The organism is Flavobacterium hibisci (genome assembly GCF_020026925.1).
Taxonomy (GTDB): domain Bacteria; phylum Bacteroidota; class Bacteroidia; order Flavobacteriales; family Flavobacteriaceae; genus Flavobacterium; species Flavobacterium hibisci.
In genome coordinates this window covers 117,138-136,665 of record NZ_JAIQDW010000004.1, presented here as the reverse complement: position 1 = coordinate 136,665, position 19,528 = coordinate 117,138, and the positions used below count along the sequence as shown (strand labels likewise).

17 protein-coding genes are annotated in these 19,528 nt (G+C 31.1%); 14 read left to right on the top strand and 3 right to left on the bottom strand.

The features are described 5' to 3' along the window. The first annotated feature begins 8 nt into the window (after positions 1-8). The 12 genes from K8B81_RS06165 (at position 9) to K8B81_RS06110 (ending at position 14,624) form a co-directional block, all read left to right on the top strand. Positions 9-977 (top strand): glycosyltransferase family 10 domain-containing protein, encoded by a 969-nt coding sequence (locus K8B81_RS06165; RefSeq protein WP_223680009.1) that lies wholly within the window; start codon positions 9-11, stop codon positions 975-977. A 4-nt stretch (positions 978-981) separates the two neighbouring features. Beyond that, positions 982-2,103: a UDP-N-acetylglucosamine 2-epimerase gene (gene neuC, locus K8B81_RS06160; protein ID WP_223680007.1), complete on the top strand. Its 1,122-nt coding sequence runs from the start codon at positions 982-984 to the stop codon at positions 2,101-2,103. Beyond that, positions 2,103-3,506, top strand: a complete 1,404-nt coding sequence (locus tag K8B81_RS06155; protein ID WP_223680005.1) for a glycosyltransferase family 28 protein — start codon at positions 2,103-2,105, stop codon at positions 3,504-3,506. Before neuC ends, K8B81_RS06155 begins: the two co-directional genes overlap by 1 nt. Positions 3,507-3,534: 28 nt before the next feature. Next, entirely contained in the window at positions 3,535-4,968 is a 1,434-nt protein-coding gene (locus K8B81_RS06150) for an MBOAT family O-acyltransferase (protein ID WP_223680003.1), read from the top strand. After that, positions 4,968-5,843 (top strand): hypothetical protein, encoded by an 876-nt coding sequence (locus tag K8B81_RS06145; protein WP_223680001.1) that lies wholly within the window; start codon positions 4,968-4,970, stop codon positions 5,841-5,843. The genes K8B81_RS06150 and K8B81_RS06145 overlap by 1 nt, the downstream gene beginning before the upstream one ends. A gap of 4 nt (positions 5,844-5,847) precedes the next feature. Next, on the top strand, positions 5,848-7,011 hold the full coding sequence (locus tag K8B81_RS06140) for a glycosyltransferase family 4 protein (protein WP_223680276.1): 1,164 nt from the start codon (positions 5,848-5,850) through the stop codon (positions 7,009-7,011). Next, positions 7,008-8,552 carry a glycosyltransferase family 2 protein gene (locus K8B81_RS06135; protein WP_223679999.1) on the top strand — a complete coding sequence of 515 codons (1,545 nt, stop codon included), beginning with the start codon at positions 7,008-7,010 and terminating at the stop codon, positions 8,550-8,552. Before K8B81_RS06140 ends, K8B81_RS06135 begins: the two co-directional genes overlap by 4 nt. After that, on the top strand, positions 8,549-9,547 hold the full coding sequence (locus tag K8B81_RS06130; protein WP_223679997.1) for a glycosyltransferase family 2 protein: 999 nt from the start codon (positions 8,549-8,551) through the stop codon (positions 9,545-9,547). Before K8B81_RS06135 ends, K8B81_RS06130 begins: the two co-directional genes overlap by 4 nt. A gap of 85 nt (positions 9,548-9,632) precedes the next feature. Further along, positions 9,633-10,751, top strand: coding sequence for a glycosyltransferase (locus tag K8B81_RS06125; protein ID WP_223679995.1), 1,119 nt, complete (start codon positions 9,633-9,635; stop codon positions 10,749-10,751). Continuing rightward, positions 10,748-11,821: a glycosyltransferase gene (locus tag K8B81_RS06120; RefSeq protein ID WP_223679993.1), complete on the top strand. Its 1,074-nt coding sequence runs from the start codon at positions 10,748-10,750 to the stop codon at positions 11,819-11,821. Before K8B81_RS06125 ends, K8B81_RS06120 begins: the two co-directional genes overlap by 4 nt. A gap of 1 nt (position 11,822) precedes the next feature. Next, positions 11,823-13,172: an O-antigen ligase family protein gene (locus K8B81_RS06115; RefSeq protein ID WP_223679991.1), complete on the top strand. Its 1,350-nt coding sequence runs from the start codon at positions 11,823-11,825 to the stop codon at positions 13,170-13,172. A gap of 57 nt (positions 13,173-13,229) precedes the next feature. Next, positions 13,230-14,624 (top strand): sugar transferase, encoded by a 1,395-nt coding sequence (locus K8B81_RS06110; protein ID WP_223679989.1) that lies wholly within the window; start codon positions 13,230-13,232, stop codon positions 14,622-14,624. A 2-nt stretch (positions 14,625-14,626) separates the two neighbouring features. Here K8B81_RS06110 and K8B81_RS06105 read toward each other — a convergent pair whose 3' ends face one another. After that, the gene (locus K8B81_RS06105; protein ID WP_223679987.1) at positions 14,627-15,757 is read right to left on the bottom strand and encodes an Lnb N-terminal periplasmic domain-containing protein; all 1,131 of its coding nucleotides are present in this window, start codon (positions 15,755-15,757) and stop codon (positions 14,627-14,629) included. 25 nt (positions 15,758-15,782) lie between these two features. Next, entirely contained in the window at positions 15,783-16,850 is a 1,068-nt protein-coding gene (locus K8B81_RS06100) for a putative type IX sorting system protein PorV2 (protein WP_449536198.1), read from the bottom strand. A 189-nt stretch (positions 16,851-17,039) separates the two neighbouring features. On the opposite strand from K8B81_RS06100, the gene K8B81_RS06095 reads away from it, so the two are divergent. Then, positions 17,040-17,756 (top strand): CDP-alcohol phosphatidyltransferase family protein, encoded by a 717-nt coding sequence (locus K8B81_RS06095; protein WP_223679985.1) that lies wholly within the window; start codon positions 17,040-17,042, stop codon positions 17,754-17,756. 9 nt (positions 17,757-17,765) lie between these two features. Further along, on the top strand, positions 17,766-18,617 hold the full coding sequence (locus K8B81_RS06090) for a glycoside hydrolase family 25 protein (protein WP_223679983.1): 852 nt from the start codon (positions 17,766-17,768) through the stop codon (positions 18,615-18,617). Positions 18,618-18,701: 84 nt separating this feature from the next. On the opposite strand, the gene lptB is transcribed toward K8B81_RS06090, so the two are convergent. After that, positions 18,702-19,442: an LPS export ABC transporter ATP-binding protein gene (gene lptB, locus K8B81_RS06085; RefSeq protein ID WP_031455966.1), complete on the bottom strand. Its 741-nt coding sequence runs from the start codon at positions 19,440-19,442 to the stop codon at positions 18,702-18,704. Positions 19,443-19,528 lie beyond the last annotated feature (86 nt).

The following is a 19,528-nucleotide window of genomic DNA, read 5'->3' as shown; positions in this document are numbered from 1 at the left end:
GACGGTAAATGATAATAAAAATTGAACGTTACTTCAATTATCCTGATTTAAAAAGACAAACACCTGATAATTCTATGAAATGGGGCAGTTTACTTTTTACAGAAGATGCTATTTATGAGTGCGATTATCTGGTTATTTTAGATTATCCAAGGAAAGATTTTTCTATTAAAGTCAATAGGGATAATATTATACATATCTGTTTGGAACCACCTAATGAGGTTTCTAAATACAGACAATATGCAAATAAAAATGTAAAACTGATAATTAATCAATTCGATATAAAAAAAAATAATATCTTATCGCACGGGGCATTACCCTGGCATGTTAATAAAAGTTTTGATTTTTTAAAAGAGTTAAAGCCAGAAGATTTAATAAAAGAGGATAATATAGTTTGGATTACAAGTAATCAAAGATCCTCAAAAGGACATAACAAAAGAATGGATTTTTTGGAAAACATGAAAAATCTTCCATTTGTGAACCTTTACGGTAGAGGAATAAATCCAATAGATGATAAATGGGAGGTTTTAAGCAAGGTTAAATATGCAATTGCTTATGAAAATTTTCAAAATGATTATTATTGGACAGAAAAAATTGCAGATTGTTTTTTAAGTTATACAATGCCTTTGTATTTTGGGTGTAATAAAGTAGAAGAATTTTTTCCAAAAAAATCTTTTATTCAAATTGATCCAGCAGATAAACATATAGATTTGTTTTTAAAGGAGATAATAATGTCCAATAAATGGGAAGAAAATTTGCATGCTATTACAGAAGCAAGAGAGCTAATACTAAATAAATATCAGTTATTTCCATTTTTATCAGATAAAATAAAAGCACTCGAATTACAAAAAAAAGATAATTCAGCAGCACAAAATGATATAGTTCACTTTAAAGGAGGGAATGAATATTTTGATAATTATCCGATTAGCGTAATGATAGAAAAGAATATTGCAAAATTTAAAAGGAAATATAACTTATAAAGGAATGAAAAAAATCCTTTTTCTAACTGGAACCCGTGCAGATTTTGGAAAAATAAAATCATTGATTCAAATCCTGGAAGCAGAAAATGAATTTGAAGTCTTTGTTTTTGTAACAGGTATGCATCTACAGAAAATTTATGGCTATACCCTTATAGAAATAGAACGCTGTAATTTTAAAAATGTATTCACATTCGAGAATCATACGCACGAAACTACGATGGATTTAACACTTGCTAAAACTATTGAAGGTTTATCAAGTTATTGCAAAAATATAAATCCTGATATGATTGTGGTTCATGGTGATCGTGTGGAAACACTTGCTGGTGCAATTGTTGGGTCATTAAATAATATCTTGGTAGCACATATAGAGGGGGGCGAAATTTCAGGAACAGTTGATGAGTTAATTCGACATAGTGTAAGTAAATTAAGCCACATACATTTTGTATCAAATAAAGAAGCTGAAAAAAGGCTGATTCAAATGGGAGAATTAGAAGAATCTATATTTACCATTGGATCTCCGGATATTGATATCATGTTTTCCGAGCAATTACCGGAATTGAATGTCGTAAAAGAATATTATGAAATTCCATTCAAGGAATTTGCGATTGTAATGTTTCATCCTGTAACTACTGAATACCTATCGATGCAGCAATATGCGAAAACATTTGTTGATTGTTTATTGAATGATAACCATAATTATGTAGTTGTTTTTCCAAACAATGATTTAGGAAGTCAGTTCCTTCTTGATGCCTACGAAAAGTTAAACTATAATGTGAGGTTCAGAATTTTTCCATCAATTCGATTTGAATATTTTTTAACATTATTAAAAAATAGTCAGTTTATTATAGGGAACAGCAGCGCAGGCATTCGTGAAGCCCCTTATTATGGTATTCCCATTATTAATATCGGGACTCGCCAGCAAAATAGATCTGTTCATGCGGATATTATCAATGTTGATTACTCTGAGAAAAGTATAAATGAAGCATTATCTTTAATAGACCAGCATAAAATACTAAACTCCAATAATGATTTTGGACAAGGAAATAGTGCGGCATTATTTCTTAAATCTCTACAAAAATCGGATATTTGGCAGCTCAATCAACAAAAACAATTTAGAGACAATTAATGCCAAACAAAAAGATTTTTATTTTATTGCCAGATGGAATAGGATTACGAAATTTTGCTTTTTCAAATTTTTATAAAATTGGATTAGAGAATAATTTTGACATTAGATATTGGAATAATACCCCATTTGATTTAACTTCATTAAATTTTGATGAAATTAAAATTCATGGTGCGAAATCAAATCCATTAACCGATAGTTACAAAAACGCTCGTAAACACATCGAACTTAATTTGAGTATTAAAGCTCAAAAAGATACTGTTTATGATACATATAGATTTCCTTTTACATATAAAAAAATAAAGCCAGCCCTTAAAAACCTGGTAACTAATTTTTTAATTACTACTCATTCTTCTTCCAAAGGTCTGAAAAAAATTCGAAAAAAAATTAAAAGTTTAGAAAGCAGTACTCCATATTACAATACTTGTATTGAAATACTTCAAAAAGAAAAACCAGATTTTGTTTTCTGTACCAATCAACGTCCTGTTTTGGCAATTGCTCCTTTATTGGCAGCAAAAAAGTTAGGGATTCCTACAGCAACATTTATTTTTTCATGGGATAACGTACCAAAAGCAACAATGGTAGTCGAAACGGATTTTTATTTTGTCTGGAGTGGGCATATGAAAAAAGAATTACTCCAATATTATTCTTATATCAAAGAAAGTCAGGTTTTTATTACTGGGACACCTCAATTTGAATTTCATTTTGATAAACTCAAATTGATCTCCAAAGAAGAATTTTTTAAAGAGCATCAACTTGATTTAGATAAAAGATACATTTGTTATTCAGGTGATGATGTTACAACCTGTCCAGATGACCCACAGTATTTGAGTGATGTTGCCAAAGCCGTCCGTGAATTAAATTCTCAGGGAAATTCACTAGGAATTATTTTCAGAAGATGTCCGGTAGATTTCTCTGACCGATATGATTTTATTTTGGAAAAAAATAAAGATATTATTACTCCAATAGCCCCTTTATGGCAAAAGATAGGTGAAGGATGGAATACTATTTTGCCAACACGGGCAGATAATTTACTTCAGGTTAATACAATACGTCATACAGAAATGGTTATTAATCTGGGTTCATCAATGGTTTTTGATTATGCATGTTTCAAAAAGCCATGTGCATTCATTAATTATGATGTGCCAAATAAGATAGACAAAAAATGGTCGGTTTCTAAAATTTATAATTATATTCATTTTCGTTCTATGACTGATAAAAAAGCTGTGATTTGGCTAAATTCTAAAGGTGAAATAGCAGATAAAATTAAACTTAGTTTAGAACAAAAAAATGAGATTGTTAACAATGCCCAAAACTGGTTTAAAATAATTAATCAGGATCCGCCGGAAGATGCTTCTATTAGAATTTGGGAAAATATCGAAGCTATTTTAAACCAAAGATTTTAATATTTTTGGATTTTATATAAATTAATTTATGTTTTTTAATTCCATAGCATTCGCTATTTTTTTACCAATCGTTTTTTTCCTGTATTGGTTTGTTTTTAATAAAAATAAAAATACGCAAAATGCCTTATTAATTATTACCAGTTACTATTTCTATTCCTGCTGGGACTGGAGATTCTTGTTTTTATTAGTTTTCTCTACATTTCTGGATTATTTTACCGGAATTCAAATCGAAAAAAGTAATTCCGAAAAAGGGAGGAAGTTTTGGTTTTGGCTTAGTATTTCAGTAAACTTAGGTTTTTTAGGAGTTTTTAAATACTATAATTTCTTCGCATCTTCTTTTGCGGAAATGTTCACTTCTTTTGGATTTAAAGTAAGCCCATTTTTGCTAAATGTGATTCTTCCTGTCGGTATTTCATTTTACACTTTTCATGGACTGTCTTATGTAATTGATATCTATTATAAGCGAATTAAAGCCGAATATAATTTTGTAGACTATTCACTCTTTGTAAGCTACTTTCCGCTTCTTGTAGCCGGCCCAATCGAAAGGGCTACGCATTTGCTGCCTCAGGTGAAAATAAAACGAGAGTTTGACTTTGAAAAAGCAAAAGAAGGAATTTGCCAAATCATTTGGGGACTTGTAAAAAAAGTAGTCATTGCTGATACTTGTGCTACTTATGCCAATGCAATTTTTGATCATTATCCTTCAATGAATTCTTTCTCCCTTATTTTAGGGGCGTTATATTTCGCATTTCAGATTTATGGCGATTTTTCAGGATATTCAGATATAGCTTTAGGAACTTCAAAATTGTTTGGTTTAGATTTGTTACGAAACTTCAATTATCCCTATTTTTCAAGAGATATAGCAGAATTTTGGCGTCGCTGGCACATTTCACTTTCATCCTGGTTTCGTGATTATTTGTATATCCCGCTGGGAGGAAGCAAAGGCGGCTTATGGATGAAAATCAGAAATACTTTTATCATTTTTGTTGTAAGTGGGTTTTGGCATGGAGCCAATTGGACATACATCGTGTGGGGCTTTATAAATGCAGTTTATTTTTTGCCTTTGCTTTTGTCAAACAGCAACAGAGACAATATGGGACCAATAGAATTAAAGTGGGATTTTGATTCTGTAAAAACAGTATTAAGTATTTTTTCTACCTTTTTGATTACTTGTGTCGCCTGGGTGTTCTTTAGGGCAAAGACGATAACAGATGCTGTTTTGTATTTGAAACGCATACTTTTAAACGGTGATTTCAGTTTCCAGTATTTAGACAATGAGCGTTATAATTATGAATTGCTTCTAATGATTGGATTATTTGTTTTGGTAGAATGGAATAATCGTAATAAAACAGAGCCGATTTCAGGAAAAAGAAGTTTGCTAAAAGCTGCTTTAGCAATATTTGCGATAATAGCTTTCGGAACTTTTTCAGATTATAAAGAGTTTATATATTTTCAGTTTTAATGAAGAATTTTCTAGTTTACATAGCCAAAATCCTTATTCTGGTTTTACTAATTGCTACAGCTTTAGACGGATTATATACTTCCATTTTTTTGCAATCTAAAAAAAGAGGAAAAATTGAAACCGTTTTTAATTCAAAACCTCAAGAATATGATGTCATAATTTTAGGTTCATCCCGTGCTAATAATCATTTTGTTTCAAAAATGTTTGAAGATAAAGGATTGAAAACCTTTAATTATGGAATGAGCGGAGGACATTTGTTTGAAGCGTCATTACTGCTAAAACTAATGATTGAAAGAAAATACAAAATTAAGAATGTAATTCTGGAAGCTGATTTAAATCTTTCAAACGACCATTTGTCAGAAGGGGTCGCAGCTAAATTTTTGCCTTACATTCATAATTCTGAAGTTGTAAAAGAACATTTTCAAACTCAGGAAAATTTTAATGAATTATATTATGTTCCATTTTACAGATACATAAAATTTGATTCAAAAATAGGATTTCGTGAGGCATATAAAATTGTGAGTGCTGAAAAAACAAATGCTTTAGATAATTTAGGATATTACCCGTTAGAAAAGCACAAAAACGCCAATATGAAAAATAATATTGTTGCACTTAACCCCTTGAAACGAAATAAATACTATGAAGAAATCAAAAGCATTTGTAAAGCAAACAATATAAATTTTATAGCAGTTATGACTCCAATGTGTGAAAATGTTGTAGGAATGAATTACTTCGATAAAGTAAAAAAAGCTTATCCAGAAATTCATAACTATGAAAATGTAGTAGTGGAGAATAAATATTTTTCTTCCTGCGGGCATATGAATGATGCTGGCGCTAGGTTATTTACCGCAAGAATTCTAAAAGATTTTTTTTAAAATGATGCATGTGGCTTTTCTGACCCCAGAGTTTCCAAATTCTAAAGTTATAAATGCTGCTGGGATTGGTACAAGTATAAAGAATCTTGGAATGGCTTTAGTTAAAGAAGGTATAAAGGTTTCAGTATTTGTTTATGGACAAAAATCACAGGACATTATTGTCGAAAACGGAATTAAGATTCATTTAATAAAAAGTCAAAAATATATCTTTTTTGGTTGGTTATTTCATCGAAAATACATTCAAAATTATTGTAATTCGGTTATTAAAAAAGAAAATATTTCAATATTAGAAGCTCCGGACTGGACAGGAATTACAGCTTTTATGAATTTCAAAATTCCTTTAGTAATTCGGTTTCACGGGAGTGATAGCTATTTTTGTCATTTAGAAAACAGGAAACAAAAATGTAAAAACTTTTTATTTGAAAAATTAGCTGTTAATAGTGCAAAAGCATATATAGCGCCAACTGCCTTTGCAGGACAAATTTCTAAAAGACTTTTTAAAATAAAAAGAAAAGAAATTATAACTATTCATAACGGATTAGATTTGAAAAAATTTATAAATCATTCTCCAAATACTTTCGAAAAAGGAATGATTTTATACATCGGTACTTTAATTAGAAAAAAAGGTGTTTTTGAACTTCCAAAGATTTTTAATAATGTTAGAAAACACTTTCCAAATGCCAAATTGGTTTTAATTGGAAGCGATTCGTTTGATATTAAAACAGGGTCTAAATCTACATGGCAATTGATGCAGGATCAATTTATTGAAGATGATTTAAAAGAAGTCGAATATTTAGGTAAAATACCATATGAAGAGGTTGATAAATATATTAGGAGGGCAAATGTTTGTGTTTTCCCAACTTATGCTGAAACTTTAGGAATGGTTACGATAGAAGCTATGGCAATGAAAAAAGCAGTTGTTAATAGTGATTTTGGGTGGTCTCAGGAACTTATTGTTAATGGGCAAGACGGTTATTTAATGAATCCTGAAAATCATTTGTTGTATGCTAAAAATATAGTTAAATTGCTTGAGGATGATGTTCTTGCTGCTAAAATAGGCGAAAATGCCCGGAAAAGTGCTGAAAATAAGTTTAACATTGAACGATTAGTGAAAGACAATATTAAGTTTTATCAGAAAATTATTAGTCAAAATCAAAAATCAATATGATTATTATTTATCACTATGATTCGGAAGTAATAAGTGTTGAACGAAATGGTGTTCAAATTTATTTTGTTCAAAAAAATATTTCCAAATCACTTTTTGAAATAGCGGTATCTTATCCTGATGAATTGATGATATGGTGTCATATAGATTTTAAATATAATTTGAATATTTCTGAATTTGAGAAAATTTTTCATCATAAAAGGATAGTGGCTTCTTACAATCCATTTAAAAATTCATTTTTATCAGATAGAATTGGTTATGTAGAAGAATCTGTTTTTATAAATATCAATAAAAATGTTACATATCCTACATGGCAAATGAGTAGTTGTGCCGGGGGTATTCATGCATCCGCTTTATTAGCTTTAAAAATCAATTTCAGCAATTTTAATAATTTTGATTATTTTCTACACTCTTTGGCAAAACTGGCAATGCCAAAAGGTCTTTTGTGTTATTCAGAGCCAAAATTATTAGATGAAGTTTCAAATGATATCAAAATTCAAAAAAATAGTAATTTTATTCTATTTCGATTTGTAAAACAGCATTATAAAATGCGTTGGTCATTTTTATTATTATTTAATCTGTTTCTTTACGAAAGAAAAATTCTCTTTTTACCTTTTGTTTTTTCACTCTTTTATTCCAGAAGAAAATTGCAAGCCGGCTTATTAAATGATATTAAAGTTGAATCTACAAAAAAAGTAGTGGAGTTAGGAACTATTGATGTTATTATTCCTACTATTGGAAGAAAGAAGTATTTATATGATGTTTTGAAAGATTTGTCAATGCAAACCCATCTACCTCCGAATATAATCATTGTTGAGCAAAATCCTAATCCGGATAGTGTTTCAGAACTGGATTATATTAAAAATGAAACCTGGAATTTTGAAATAACGCATATTTTTACACATCAGGCCGGCGCATGCAACGCAAGAAACTTAGCTTTGGCTGAAGTAAAAAGTGAATGGGTTTTTATGGCTGATGATGACATAAGAATAGATAAAGATTTTTTGAAGAATGTATTTTCGAAAATTAAAGAATTTGGAATCAATGCCATAAATTTGGCCTGTTATGATGAAGAATATCATTTTGATAAAAAACATCAAATGCAAATGCAATGGGGAGCATTTGGGTCTGGATGCAGTATTGTGAAAAGACAACTTCTAAAAAGCACAAAATATGATGAAAGATTTGAATTTGGCTTTGGAGAAGATTCTGATTTTGGAATGCAATTAAGGAATTTAGGTAATGATATTTTATATTTGCCAGATCCGGAAATCATTCATTTAAAAGCGCCAGTTGGAGGATTTAGAACCAAACTGATTTTGGCATGGCAAACTGATTTAATTCAGCCTAAACCTTCACCAACAGTTATGTTGTATAAAATATTACATTTAAATGAAAAGCAAATTTTTGGTTATAAAACTATTTTGTTTTTAAAGTTTTATAAAAGACAGTCAATAAAAAATCCAATTAGGTATTTTTATAAATTACAACAGCAATGGGATAGAAGTATATTTTGGGCGAATCAATTAAGAAATCAGGAATGAAATTTTCTTTAATCATTTGTACCTATATGCGTTCGCAGCCATTACTTTCTTTATTGAAGTCGGTTGAAAAACAGAGCATATATCCGGATGAAGTTTTAATTATTGATGGATCATCAGATAGTAAAACAGAATTAATGCTAAGAGAAAATCAGTTTAGAAACTTACACTATTTTGCTGTTCCTCCGGAACACAGAGGCTTAACCAAACAAAGAAATTATGGCATTGAAAGGGTGGCTGATAATATAGAAATAGTTTGTTTCTTAGATGATGATACCGTTTTGGAACCAGGTTATTTTGAAGAATTAATAAAAACATTTAAATCGGACTCAAATATATCCGGCGTGGGTGGAGTGGCCATCAATGAAAACAATTGGAAACCAATAGAGCAAGGCAAAAAGTATAATCCAAAAAAGTATTATTTTTTTGATGGGTTTGTTTATAAAGAAGGACAACGGAATGTGGTGCGCAATTATTTAGGACTGCAATCTAATTTGGGACCAGGTAAAATGCCAAATTATTCACATGGACGTACTTGCGGCTTTCCTTTAAATAACAAAATCCATGAAGTAGATTTGTTAATTGGAATGTCAATGGCTTTTAGAAAGAATGTAGTGGATCAAATTCAGTTTTCATCTTATTTTGAAGGTTATGGCTTGTATGAGGATGCTGATTTTAGTATTAGAGCCTTGCAATTCGGCAAAAATGTGATCAATTCAAATGTGCAGTTAAGACATTTTCACAATCCTTCCGGACGCCCTAATCATTTTAAGTATGGGAAAATGGTAGTTAGGAATGGATGGTATGTTTGGCGGGTAAAGAATCCAAATCCGACATTTATGGATAGTTATAAATGGCACTCCATAATTATCTTGCTGATGTTGATCAGATTTACTAATAGCATTAAAGGCAGTGATAGAAAAGCAGCTTTTACAGAAGCATTGGGAAGAATGGCTGGATGGTGGAGTTTGCTTTTTAATAAACCCAAATTGAATTAAATTAATTCAGAATATAGTTTAGCGTCAAAATGATATATCAATTGGAATTTTTTTGATCCTCAAAAAAAAAATTAGTTAAAAACTAATGAAATTTACAATTATTACCCATGTCAATCATACAGAAAAAGAGGGCCAATATTTTGGTTATGCTCCCTATGTCCGCGAGATGAATGTCTGGTCAAAGTATATTGATGAATTAATTATTGTCGCACCTTTTATTCAGGTGAGTAATACAGAAATTGATAGTGCTTACAATCATAAAAGCATTAAGTTTTTGAAGATTGAAAATATTGATTTACTGGGCTTTAAATCCATTTGCAATGCAATATTAAAAATACCGAAAATAGGCTGGCAAATTTTCAAAGCAATGAAAGAAAGTGATCATATACATTTACGCTGCCCGGGTAATATTGGTTTATTAGGTTGTTTTGTTCAGATTTTATTTCCGACTAAACTAAAAACTGCCAAATATGCAGGTAATTGGGATCCAAAATCAAAACAGCCCTGGAGTTATCGCCTGCAAAAATGGATATTAAATAATACATTTTTAACTCGAAATATGCAGGTTTTGGTTTATGGCGAATGGAACAGAAGCACAAGGAATATAAAACCATTTTTTACGGCTACCTATTCAGAGCAGGAAAAATTGCCAATTAAGGCATTGAATTTAAAAGAAAAAATACATTTTGTTTTTGTGGGAACATTGTCTTCTGGTAAAAATCCTTTGTATGCAATACAATTAGTTGAGGTATTATTTAGAAACGGACATAATGTGATTTTGGAGTTGTATGGAGAGGGAACAGAACGAAAAATAGTAGAAGATTATATTACATCTAATGGATTAGAAAAAATTATTGTATTGCATGGAAATAAAAATCAGGAGACTGTAAAGATGGGGTATCAAAACAGTCATTTTGTTATTTTGCCTTCAAAGAGTGAAGGTTGGCCAAAAGCTATCGCTGAAGGGATGTTTTGGGGTTGTGTTCCAATTTCTACAAAAATTTCTTGTGTTCCTTTTATGTTAGATAATGAAAATAGAGGACTTTTGCTTGAAATGGAACTTAACAAAGATGTAGCAAAAATTGAAAATATTATTAATAATGAATACGATTTTATAATTAAAAGTAAGCTGGCAAGCCAATGGTCACAGCAATTTACCCTTGAGATTTTCGAAGACGAGATTAAAAAACTTATAGTGAAATGAGAATCATTCAAATCATAGATTCGCTTGAACCTGGTGGGGCTGAGCGTATGGCTGTAAATTATGCAAACGTTTTAGCAGATGAAATTCAGTTTTCAGGATTAGTTTCGACCCGCAAAGAGGGTTTTCTAAAGGAGGAAATTAATCCAAATGTGTCTTATTTGTTTTTGGAGAAAAAAAAGAAACTTGATTTTAAAGCTATTTTCCGTCTAAAATCATTTGTTTTAAAAAACAAAGTTTCCCATATTCAAGGACACAGCACCTCTTTTTTTTTAACTTTTCTATTGAAAATAATTCACCCATCCGTCAAAATAATTTGGCATGATCATTATGGCAGCAGTGAATTTTTATATAAAAGACCTTTATTTGTTCTAAGATTGATTATTCCTTTTTTTGATGGAATTATAACGGTAAATCAAAAACTAAAAAGCTGGGCTGAAGAAAAAATACGTGCTAAGAATGTTATTTATTTACCGAATTTTCCTTTAACTACAAATCATTTTTCTGATAATACTATTTTGAAAGGAATTCAGGGAAAACGGATTGTATCTCTGGCAAACCTTAGAGAGGATAAGGATCATTTCTTATTATTAGAAGTGGCAAAAAAAGTCCGCGACTTTTATCCGGACTGGACATTCCATTTAGTAGGTAAAGATTTTGAAGATGAATATTCGAAAGAAATAAAGAAAAAAATCTCTGATTTTAATCTGGGAAATACTGTTTTTATATATGGCTCCAGACAAGACGTCCCGGCAATTTTAGCACAAGCTGATATTGCTGTTTTGACTTCAAAATCTGAAGGTCTTCCGGTTGCGCTTCTAGAATATGGATTATATAAGAAAGCTGTTGTTGTAACTCGGGTAGGAGAAGTTCCAATGATTGTTCAGCATGGAAACAATGGATTTATAATTGATTCAAATAAACCGGATTTATTTTATCAATCTTTAGAAGAATTGATTTTAAGTGAGATTTTGAGAATTGATTTTGGAAATAGGCTTTATGATGTCATTCAGGCTGATTATACTGCAAAAAATATATTGAAAAAATATTTAAAATGGCTGAAGGCCAGTTGAAATGAAAAAAGAAGATCTGTCTTATGTTTATTTATTGCTAATTCATGCCCTTATAGGCATATTATTATACGTTTTACCTATCATTTCAACAGCATTAACTGTATTACTGTTTGTATTTGGATTTTATTATATTTCACTAAATAAAAACCGAAATAATGAAGCACTGGTCATGTCGGCATATGTGGTAAGTATAGAGGTGCTTTTGAGAATGACAGGGGGAGGGATTTTTAATGAATTTGGTAAATATACTATCATAATCTATATGTTTTTAGGAATGATTTATTCCGGATTTTCAAAAAATAGCCTGTTATATTGGTTCTTTCTGATGTTATTAATACCGTCCATTATTTTGTCATTTATTTCGCTTAGTTTTGAAACTAATATCAGAAAAGCTATCGCTTTTAACATATCAGGTCCGGTTTGCTTAGGGATTTCTGCAATCTATTGTTACAAGCGGGAAATAACATTTGATCGCTTAAAGGGGGTAATTACAGCATTTTGTCTGCCTCTCATATCTGTAGTAATTTACTTATTTTTATATACTCCAAGTATTAAGGATGTAGTTACAGGAACGCAATCTAATTTTGAAACTTCGGGGGGATTTGGACCCAATCAGGTTTCTACGATTTTGGGTTTTGGTATTTTTGTTTTTTTTGTGCAACTACTCTTAAATTCCAAAAGTAAATTACTGCAAATAATAAATGCCAGCTTTGTTTTAGTTTTTGCTTTTCGTGGAATTGTTACTTTCTCCAGAGGAGGAATAATAACGGCAGTTGTAATGATTTTTTTGCTTGTAATAGTATTGTTTTTTAAGGCTAATTCAAATATAAAACCCAAAATAGGAATAATAATTATATTTTCATTTTTAGCCGGAATTGGTGTCTGGGGGTATAGTTCATTGCAAACAAGTGGTTTGATTAATAAACGATACGCAAATGAGGATGCTTTGGGAAGAAAGAAAAAAAGTCAATTAAGCGGGAGGGAAACGCTTATGGAATCTGAACTGAAAATGTTTTTGGAAAATCCTTTTTTAGGAGTAGGAGTCGGAAGAAACAAAGAAATTAGGGCAAAAGAAACCGGAATTGTTGCAGCATCACATAATGAAATTACGAGAATGCTGGCAGAACATGGTTCACTTGGTTTGCTTGGTTTATTAATTTTATTTTTTACTCCTTTGATTTTATTTTTAAATAACCGTCAAAATATACTAGCGTTGCCTTTTTTGGCATTCTGGCTTCTGACGATTAATCATGCGGCTATGCGGCTTGCAGCCCCAGCATTTGTTTATGCGTTGTCACTTCTTTTAGTTCAGGTTAAAATTCCTGAAAAAGCAGAAAATTCAGGCGATTAAATTTTATTTTTTATTATACATTTGCCTCAAATTAAGAAGCTTGTAAATCAAATGAATATGCAAAAGAACAAAAGAATGCATTTTGAAATCTCAGAAAGAAAGATACTTCTTAGGGTTTTTGATATTGCTTTTGTTTTACTTGCAATGTATTTAATGGATAAGCTTTTTTATTATCCATATTTCAATTTGGATGATTCAAATTATCAAAGACCAATATTATTTATTCTTTATCTGAGTATTTTTGGAGCAATCTTTGAGATCTATAATCTTCAAATAGCCAGTAACCAGTTTCAGATTCTCAGAGGTGTTATCTTAACTGTAACAACAGCTACTTTAGTATATTTGTTTACACCTGTTTTGTCGCCTGAACTTCCAAAACAGCGTTTGGTAATTCTGATTTTTTATTTTACGATCCTAGTGGCTTTATTGCTTTGGCGCTTTTTTTATGTTTTCTTTTTAGCGACTCACCGCTTTTCACAAAACGTAATTTTAGTTTGTAATAAACATCAGGTTGATGAACTCGTTTTAGGATTAGAAAACGTAGATCCGCATTATAAAATTATTGGTTTTGTAAATTCAGATATTTTAGCTGATCAGGATTTCTCATTAAACTATATAAAAGAAATTAAAAAGGACGATTTATTGACTTTTGTTAATCAAAATAATATCTCAGAAATTATTATAGCTTCACAAAAAACGGAAGGTATCACAGCGGATCTGTATCAATATTTGCTTCAGTTATTGGAATCAGGAAATATTATTAGAGAATACACGCAGGTTTATGAAAGCAAAACACAACGTATTCCGGTTCAGTATATTGCCAGGGATTTTTATCGTTTTTTCCCCTTTAGCCGTAGCAATAATAATAAGCTTTACTTATTATTAGTAAGTTTTATTGAATTTGTTTTTTCATTAACGGGCTTATTCTTTTGCGCTTTTTTTATCCCATTGATTTTTATCGCAAATATCTTTTGGAATAAAGGCTCTTTGTTTTATACACAAGAACGTGTAGGTAAAAACGGAAGAGTATTCAAAATTTATAAGTTCAGGACAATGGTTGAAAATTCGGAAAGCGATGGAGCCGTTTTTGCAAAATCAAACGATAAAAGAATTACGCCATTCGGTAAATTTATGCGTAAAACAAGAATTGATGAATTTCCGCAATTTATAAATGTTTTAAAAGGCGATATGGCTATTATTGGGCCAAGACCTGAAAGGCCATTTTTTGTTAAGGAAATTGCTGAAATAATGCCATTTTATGAAACCCGTCACGTAATTAAACCCGGACTTACTGGCTGGGCACAAGTAAATTACTCATACGGGGAGTCCATAGAAGAAAGCCTCATTAAACTACAATATGATTTATATTATATTAAACATCGAAGTGTCTTTCTGGATTTGAGTATTACTTTTAAAACAATAACAACAGTTTTATTTTACAGAGGACAATAAACTTAGATTATTATTGGTATTCTTTTTTTATTTCTAATCGCTACTCTTACCAAAACAACTCCAGTTGTAATTATTATTGGTAAAACAATCAAAAAATGCGCTTTGTTAATTATAAAAAGTGCATAAATAAGTAATAATACCAACTGAAATACAGCAAATTTATAAGTCCATCTTTTGTTGTTAATCGCTGAAAAAGCTATCAGCAGCAATAATAACGGACTAAATAAAAGGACATTATAGTTCATTGCCAATTCATGGTGGAAAGAATAAAACCCCATCGAAACAAAAAAAATCCCCATTAGTGATAGAATAAACAAATAGATTTTGTCAATAAATCTTTTATTTATTAGGATAATAAAACCAAGAATCATAATATAACTGTAAATGTTATTCCACAATGAAACTGGTGTTTCTTTTTTAAAACTCAAGAGTGTTTTGCTTCTACTCACAAAAGCATGGTTTTGAAAAGTTGTTTTTTCTAAACTGTTTTTTAATTCAAAAGGGAGGAAAATTTTAGTGCCTAACTGATCTACTTTAGTTCCAAAAATGATGCTCGTTCCTAGTTTCTCGTAAAAATGACCATCAAAGTAAGGGAACAATATGCTTCTATACGTTTTTTCAGTATCTCCTTTTTTGGTAATTACCTCTTTATTTAATGTTTTATTAATGATATCTACTACCATAGAGGTGCAGTTTTTATCAATAAATTTATAAGTATAATAACGATCTTCCGAAAGCAGGGTAGTGTTTAAATTATCAAAAAGTTTTTGTTTTGCGTCTTGTGGAATAAGCAGTTCTTGTTCATAAATACTTCTTTTTTCGTAATTATATTCATTTATAAAATCGGCGAAAGAATGTGCAATTACAAAATATTGTAAATCACCTTTTGCAAATTTAGCAACAAAATTAGGAGTCCTGAAATCGAAAGCACCATAATTATATACAACATCAATATTATTTGCAGGATCAGCAACGCGTATAGCAGTATGCCCGAAAAAAGAATACGATTCGTTGCCAAGACCACAAGTTAATACACTTACATGTGCTTTTTGTGATAGGGGTAAACTTTGTCCAAAACTAAAATTGAACATCAGTATTAACAACATTATTTTTTGAAACGTAAAACCTCTCATGGCTGGATTTTTTTAATAATAAATCTTATCTAAAGATCCCTAAATCTACTTTAAGTGAAAAAATATTAGAATATAAAGCAGTACTTTGATTTCCTAAATCGGTCAGTGCATAATCAACCTGAATTCCTTTATACTTAAAACCAAGACCAATATTAGGCTGAAAATTTAATTTCTCTGAATTATCTAATTGGATTACATTTTGAAAATTTCCTGCCCCTGCTCTTAAAAAAACAAGTTCTGTGTAACCAAATTCAAATCCAACTGCGGGGTCAATACTTACAATATTTGATGAAATAATATCGTTGGTTTGTTCAAAACGCATATTTAAATTTGTGGCAACCAAAAGACTTGTATCATTATGAAATTCAAACTTTTTTGAAACTCCCAATTGTGCTTTCGGTAATGTAATTTCAGTGCTTTCCGGCAGTTCCTGATTTTCACCCGGAATAGCATTTGAGATTTTGTTGTATTCTTCTTCGTCAATATTCCAAACATTATAAGTGGTCGTTATATCCCGCAACATCAATCCGAATTTCCAGTCGTTTCTTTCAAACTGAAGACCAAAATCAAATCCAAATCCCCAGGAATTAGCAAATTTTCCAATAACACGTCTGATTATTTTAGCATTTACACCATATTGAAATCCTTCAAGGGGTAATTTTCTGGCATATGAAAATGTGAAGCCATAATCAGCGGTAGAGAATAAACTTATGCGGTTGTAATCAATATTTCCCTGATTGTCGATTAATTGCGTAGTGTCCATAATGTCATCTACTCCAAAGCGAATCATTGATATTCCCCAGGCGCTTCTCTCATCAATAGGGTTTGCATATCCGATATAATCGTATTGTGCGATATTGGCAAAATAACTGGCGTGCATTAATGAAATCTGATGGTCTTCAAGATGCGTAAGTCCCGCCGGATTCCAATAGACAGAATTGACATCATTAGTCGAAGCAACAACAGCACTTGACATTGCCAGGGCAGCAGCATCAACACCAATATTCATAAACTCATTCGAATATTTTCGAACCGTCTGTGCATAATGTGATGTGCAATTCCAAAATAATAAAAATACTAAGATTTTTTTCAAGGCATTTATTTTTTCAAACCTGAGCTTGTTTAAATTTTTACCAAAAATATAATTTTTTGCTGAGCTTATTTCTTCCTTTCGATAAATAATATAAAAGTCGGGTGCCTGAAGAAAAAACTGTATTAAAAACGCATATAAGAATGACTTATTATGCTAAATTTGCTTTTTAAATCTTCAAAAATATAAAAGATGAATATTAAAAAGCATATTCCTAATTTAATTACTCTCATTAACCTTTTCTGTGGTTGTACTGCAATAGTTTTTGTTTCTAAACAAAATTATGAAATGGCTTTTTATATGGTTTGTTTGGGGATCTTTTTTGATTTTTTTGATGGTTTTTTTGCAAGGTTGTTTAAAGTTTCAAGTCCGCTTGGGTTACAGCTGGACTCATTGGCAGATATGGTAACAAGCGGAGTAGTGCCGGGATATGTTATGTACAGTTTGTTTGTGAAAAGCGCTAATCCTAATGATGTAATCGCTTCTGTTTTTATTCCTTTTTTAGGATTTATTGTAACCTTGGGATCGTGCTACCGACTGGCTAATTTTAATATAGACACGCGTCAGACGGATTCATTTATTGGTTTGCCAACACCTGCAAATGCACTTTTTATTTTGAGTCTCCCTTTAGTAATTGAATATTCAGATTCATTCATGTTATTCGAAATCTTAACGAATCATTGGGTTTTGGGGACTATTGTGCTGTATAGTGCTTATATTTTGAATGCTGAAATCCCACTATTTGCTTTAAAGATTAAAAAGTTTACTTTCAAAGATAATATGCTTCAGATTGTTTTTTTAGCAATTTCTATCCTTTTGCTTCTGTTGCTTCAATTCGTTGCAATTCCTGTGATTATTATTTTTTATGTATTGTTGTCTGTAATAAATAATAAATTTTTGAAAAAGTAGTTTATTCGAATGGCCAGAAAAACCACTTATCGTAAAACGGCTTCCAGAAAAACCGGCAGATCCTTCTTTAGCAAGATATTACGTTTTATTTCTTTTTCGGTTTTCGCAATACTTTTTGTTGCAGTAATCTATCATTATCGAAGAGGACTAGCCTATTATTTAGGTTTTAAAAGCAATAAAATGTCTGAAAAAGAGATTGAAGATAAGCGTTTATCAGATATTCGCAATTTTCAGGTTCTGGCAAAACATGAAGGTAAATCAATTGGTTTGGATGTATCGGAATATCAGGGCAAAATAAGCTGGTCGTATGTTGATACCTTAGAACAAAAGTATCCGCTTGATTTTGTTTTTATAAGGGCAACTGTTGGTAAAGACAGAAAAGATTTTCAGTTTAAACGAAATTGGATTGGAGCCAAAAAGAATAAAATGATCAGAGGGGCTTATCATTATTACAGGCCAAATGAAAATTCTATTGAACAGGCCAATCTTTTTATTGAAACAGTAAAGCTGGAAAAAGGAGATTTGCCTCCGGTTCTGGATATCGAAAAACTACCGAAGAGCCAATCTTTGGATAGTTTGAAAAAAGGATTGAAGCGCTGGCTTTTAAAAGTAGAAAATCATTATAAAGTTCGTCCCATAATTTATACAGGAGAACGATACTATTCAGATTTTTTGAAAGATGAATTTGGCGAATATCTGTTTTGGATTGCCAATTATAATTTTTACAGAGAAAAAATTGAAGACGACTGGCTGTTTTGGCAGTTCACAGAAAAAGCGAGCGTACCGGGTATTGATCGTACTGTAGATATAAATATTTATAACGGAGATTTACAGCAATTGCAGTTTATTACAGTTGATTAGTTTTTTCTTTTTGTAAAATGTAAATAAATTGTGAGAAGTGAAATGTCTGTTTGTTTTACTTCTAACATTTTACTTTTCACTTTTTTAAAACTCCAGTTTCTTCTTCCGTAATTCAAAATTCTGTCCAAGATAAACACGGCGTACCATTTCGTCTTCAACTAATTCTTCGGGAATTCCGGCTTTCAGGATTCCTCCTTCAAACATTAAGTACGTTTTGTCAGTAATTGCCAAAGTTTCCTGAACGTTATGATCTGTAATCAGAATTCCGATATTTTTGTTTTTTAACTGTGCTACAATTCGCTGAATGTCTTCTACAGCAACCGGGTCAACACCCGCAAAAGGTTCATCTAATAAAATAAATTTCGGATCTGTAGCCAATGCACGTGCAATTTCGGTACGACGACGCTCTCCTCCGGAAAGTAAATCGCCACGGTTAGTGCGAATATGTTCTAAACTGAATTCTTCAATTAAACTTTCCATCTTGGCAATCTGAGCTTCTTTTGAAAGTTTTGTTAATTGTAAAACACTCAATATGTTGTCTTCAATACTTAATTTTCTAAAAACAGATGCTTCTTGCGCCAGATAGCCAATTCCTTGCTGTGCACGTTTGTACATCGGATAGTCAGTAATATTCAAATCATCCAGGTAAATATTTCCCTGATTTGGTTTTACCAATCCTACAATCATGTAAAAAGAAGTTGTTTTTCCGGCACCATTTGGTCCCAAAAGCCCAACGATTTCTCCTTGGTTTACTTCAACAGAAATTCCTTTTACAACACTGCGACCTTTATAAGTTTTGATTAAATTATCGGCTCTAAGCTTCATTTTTTTTTCAATTAGATAATATGGCAATTAGATAATGAGATAATTGTATCTCGACTGGGCAAAATAAAGTAAAATAAATTAATCAA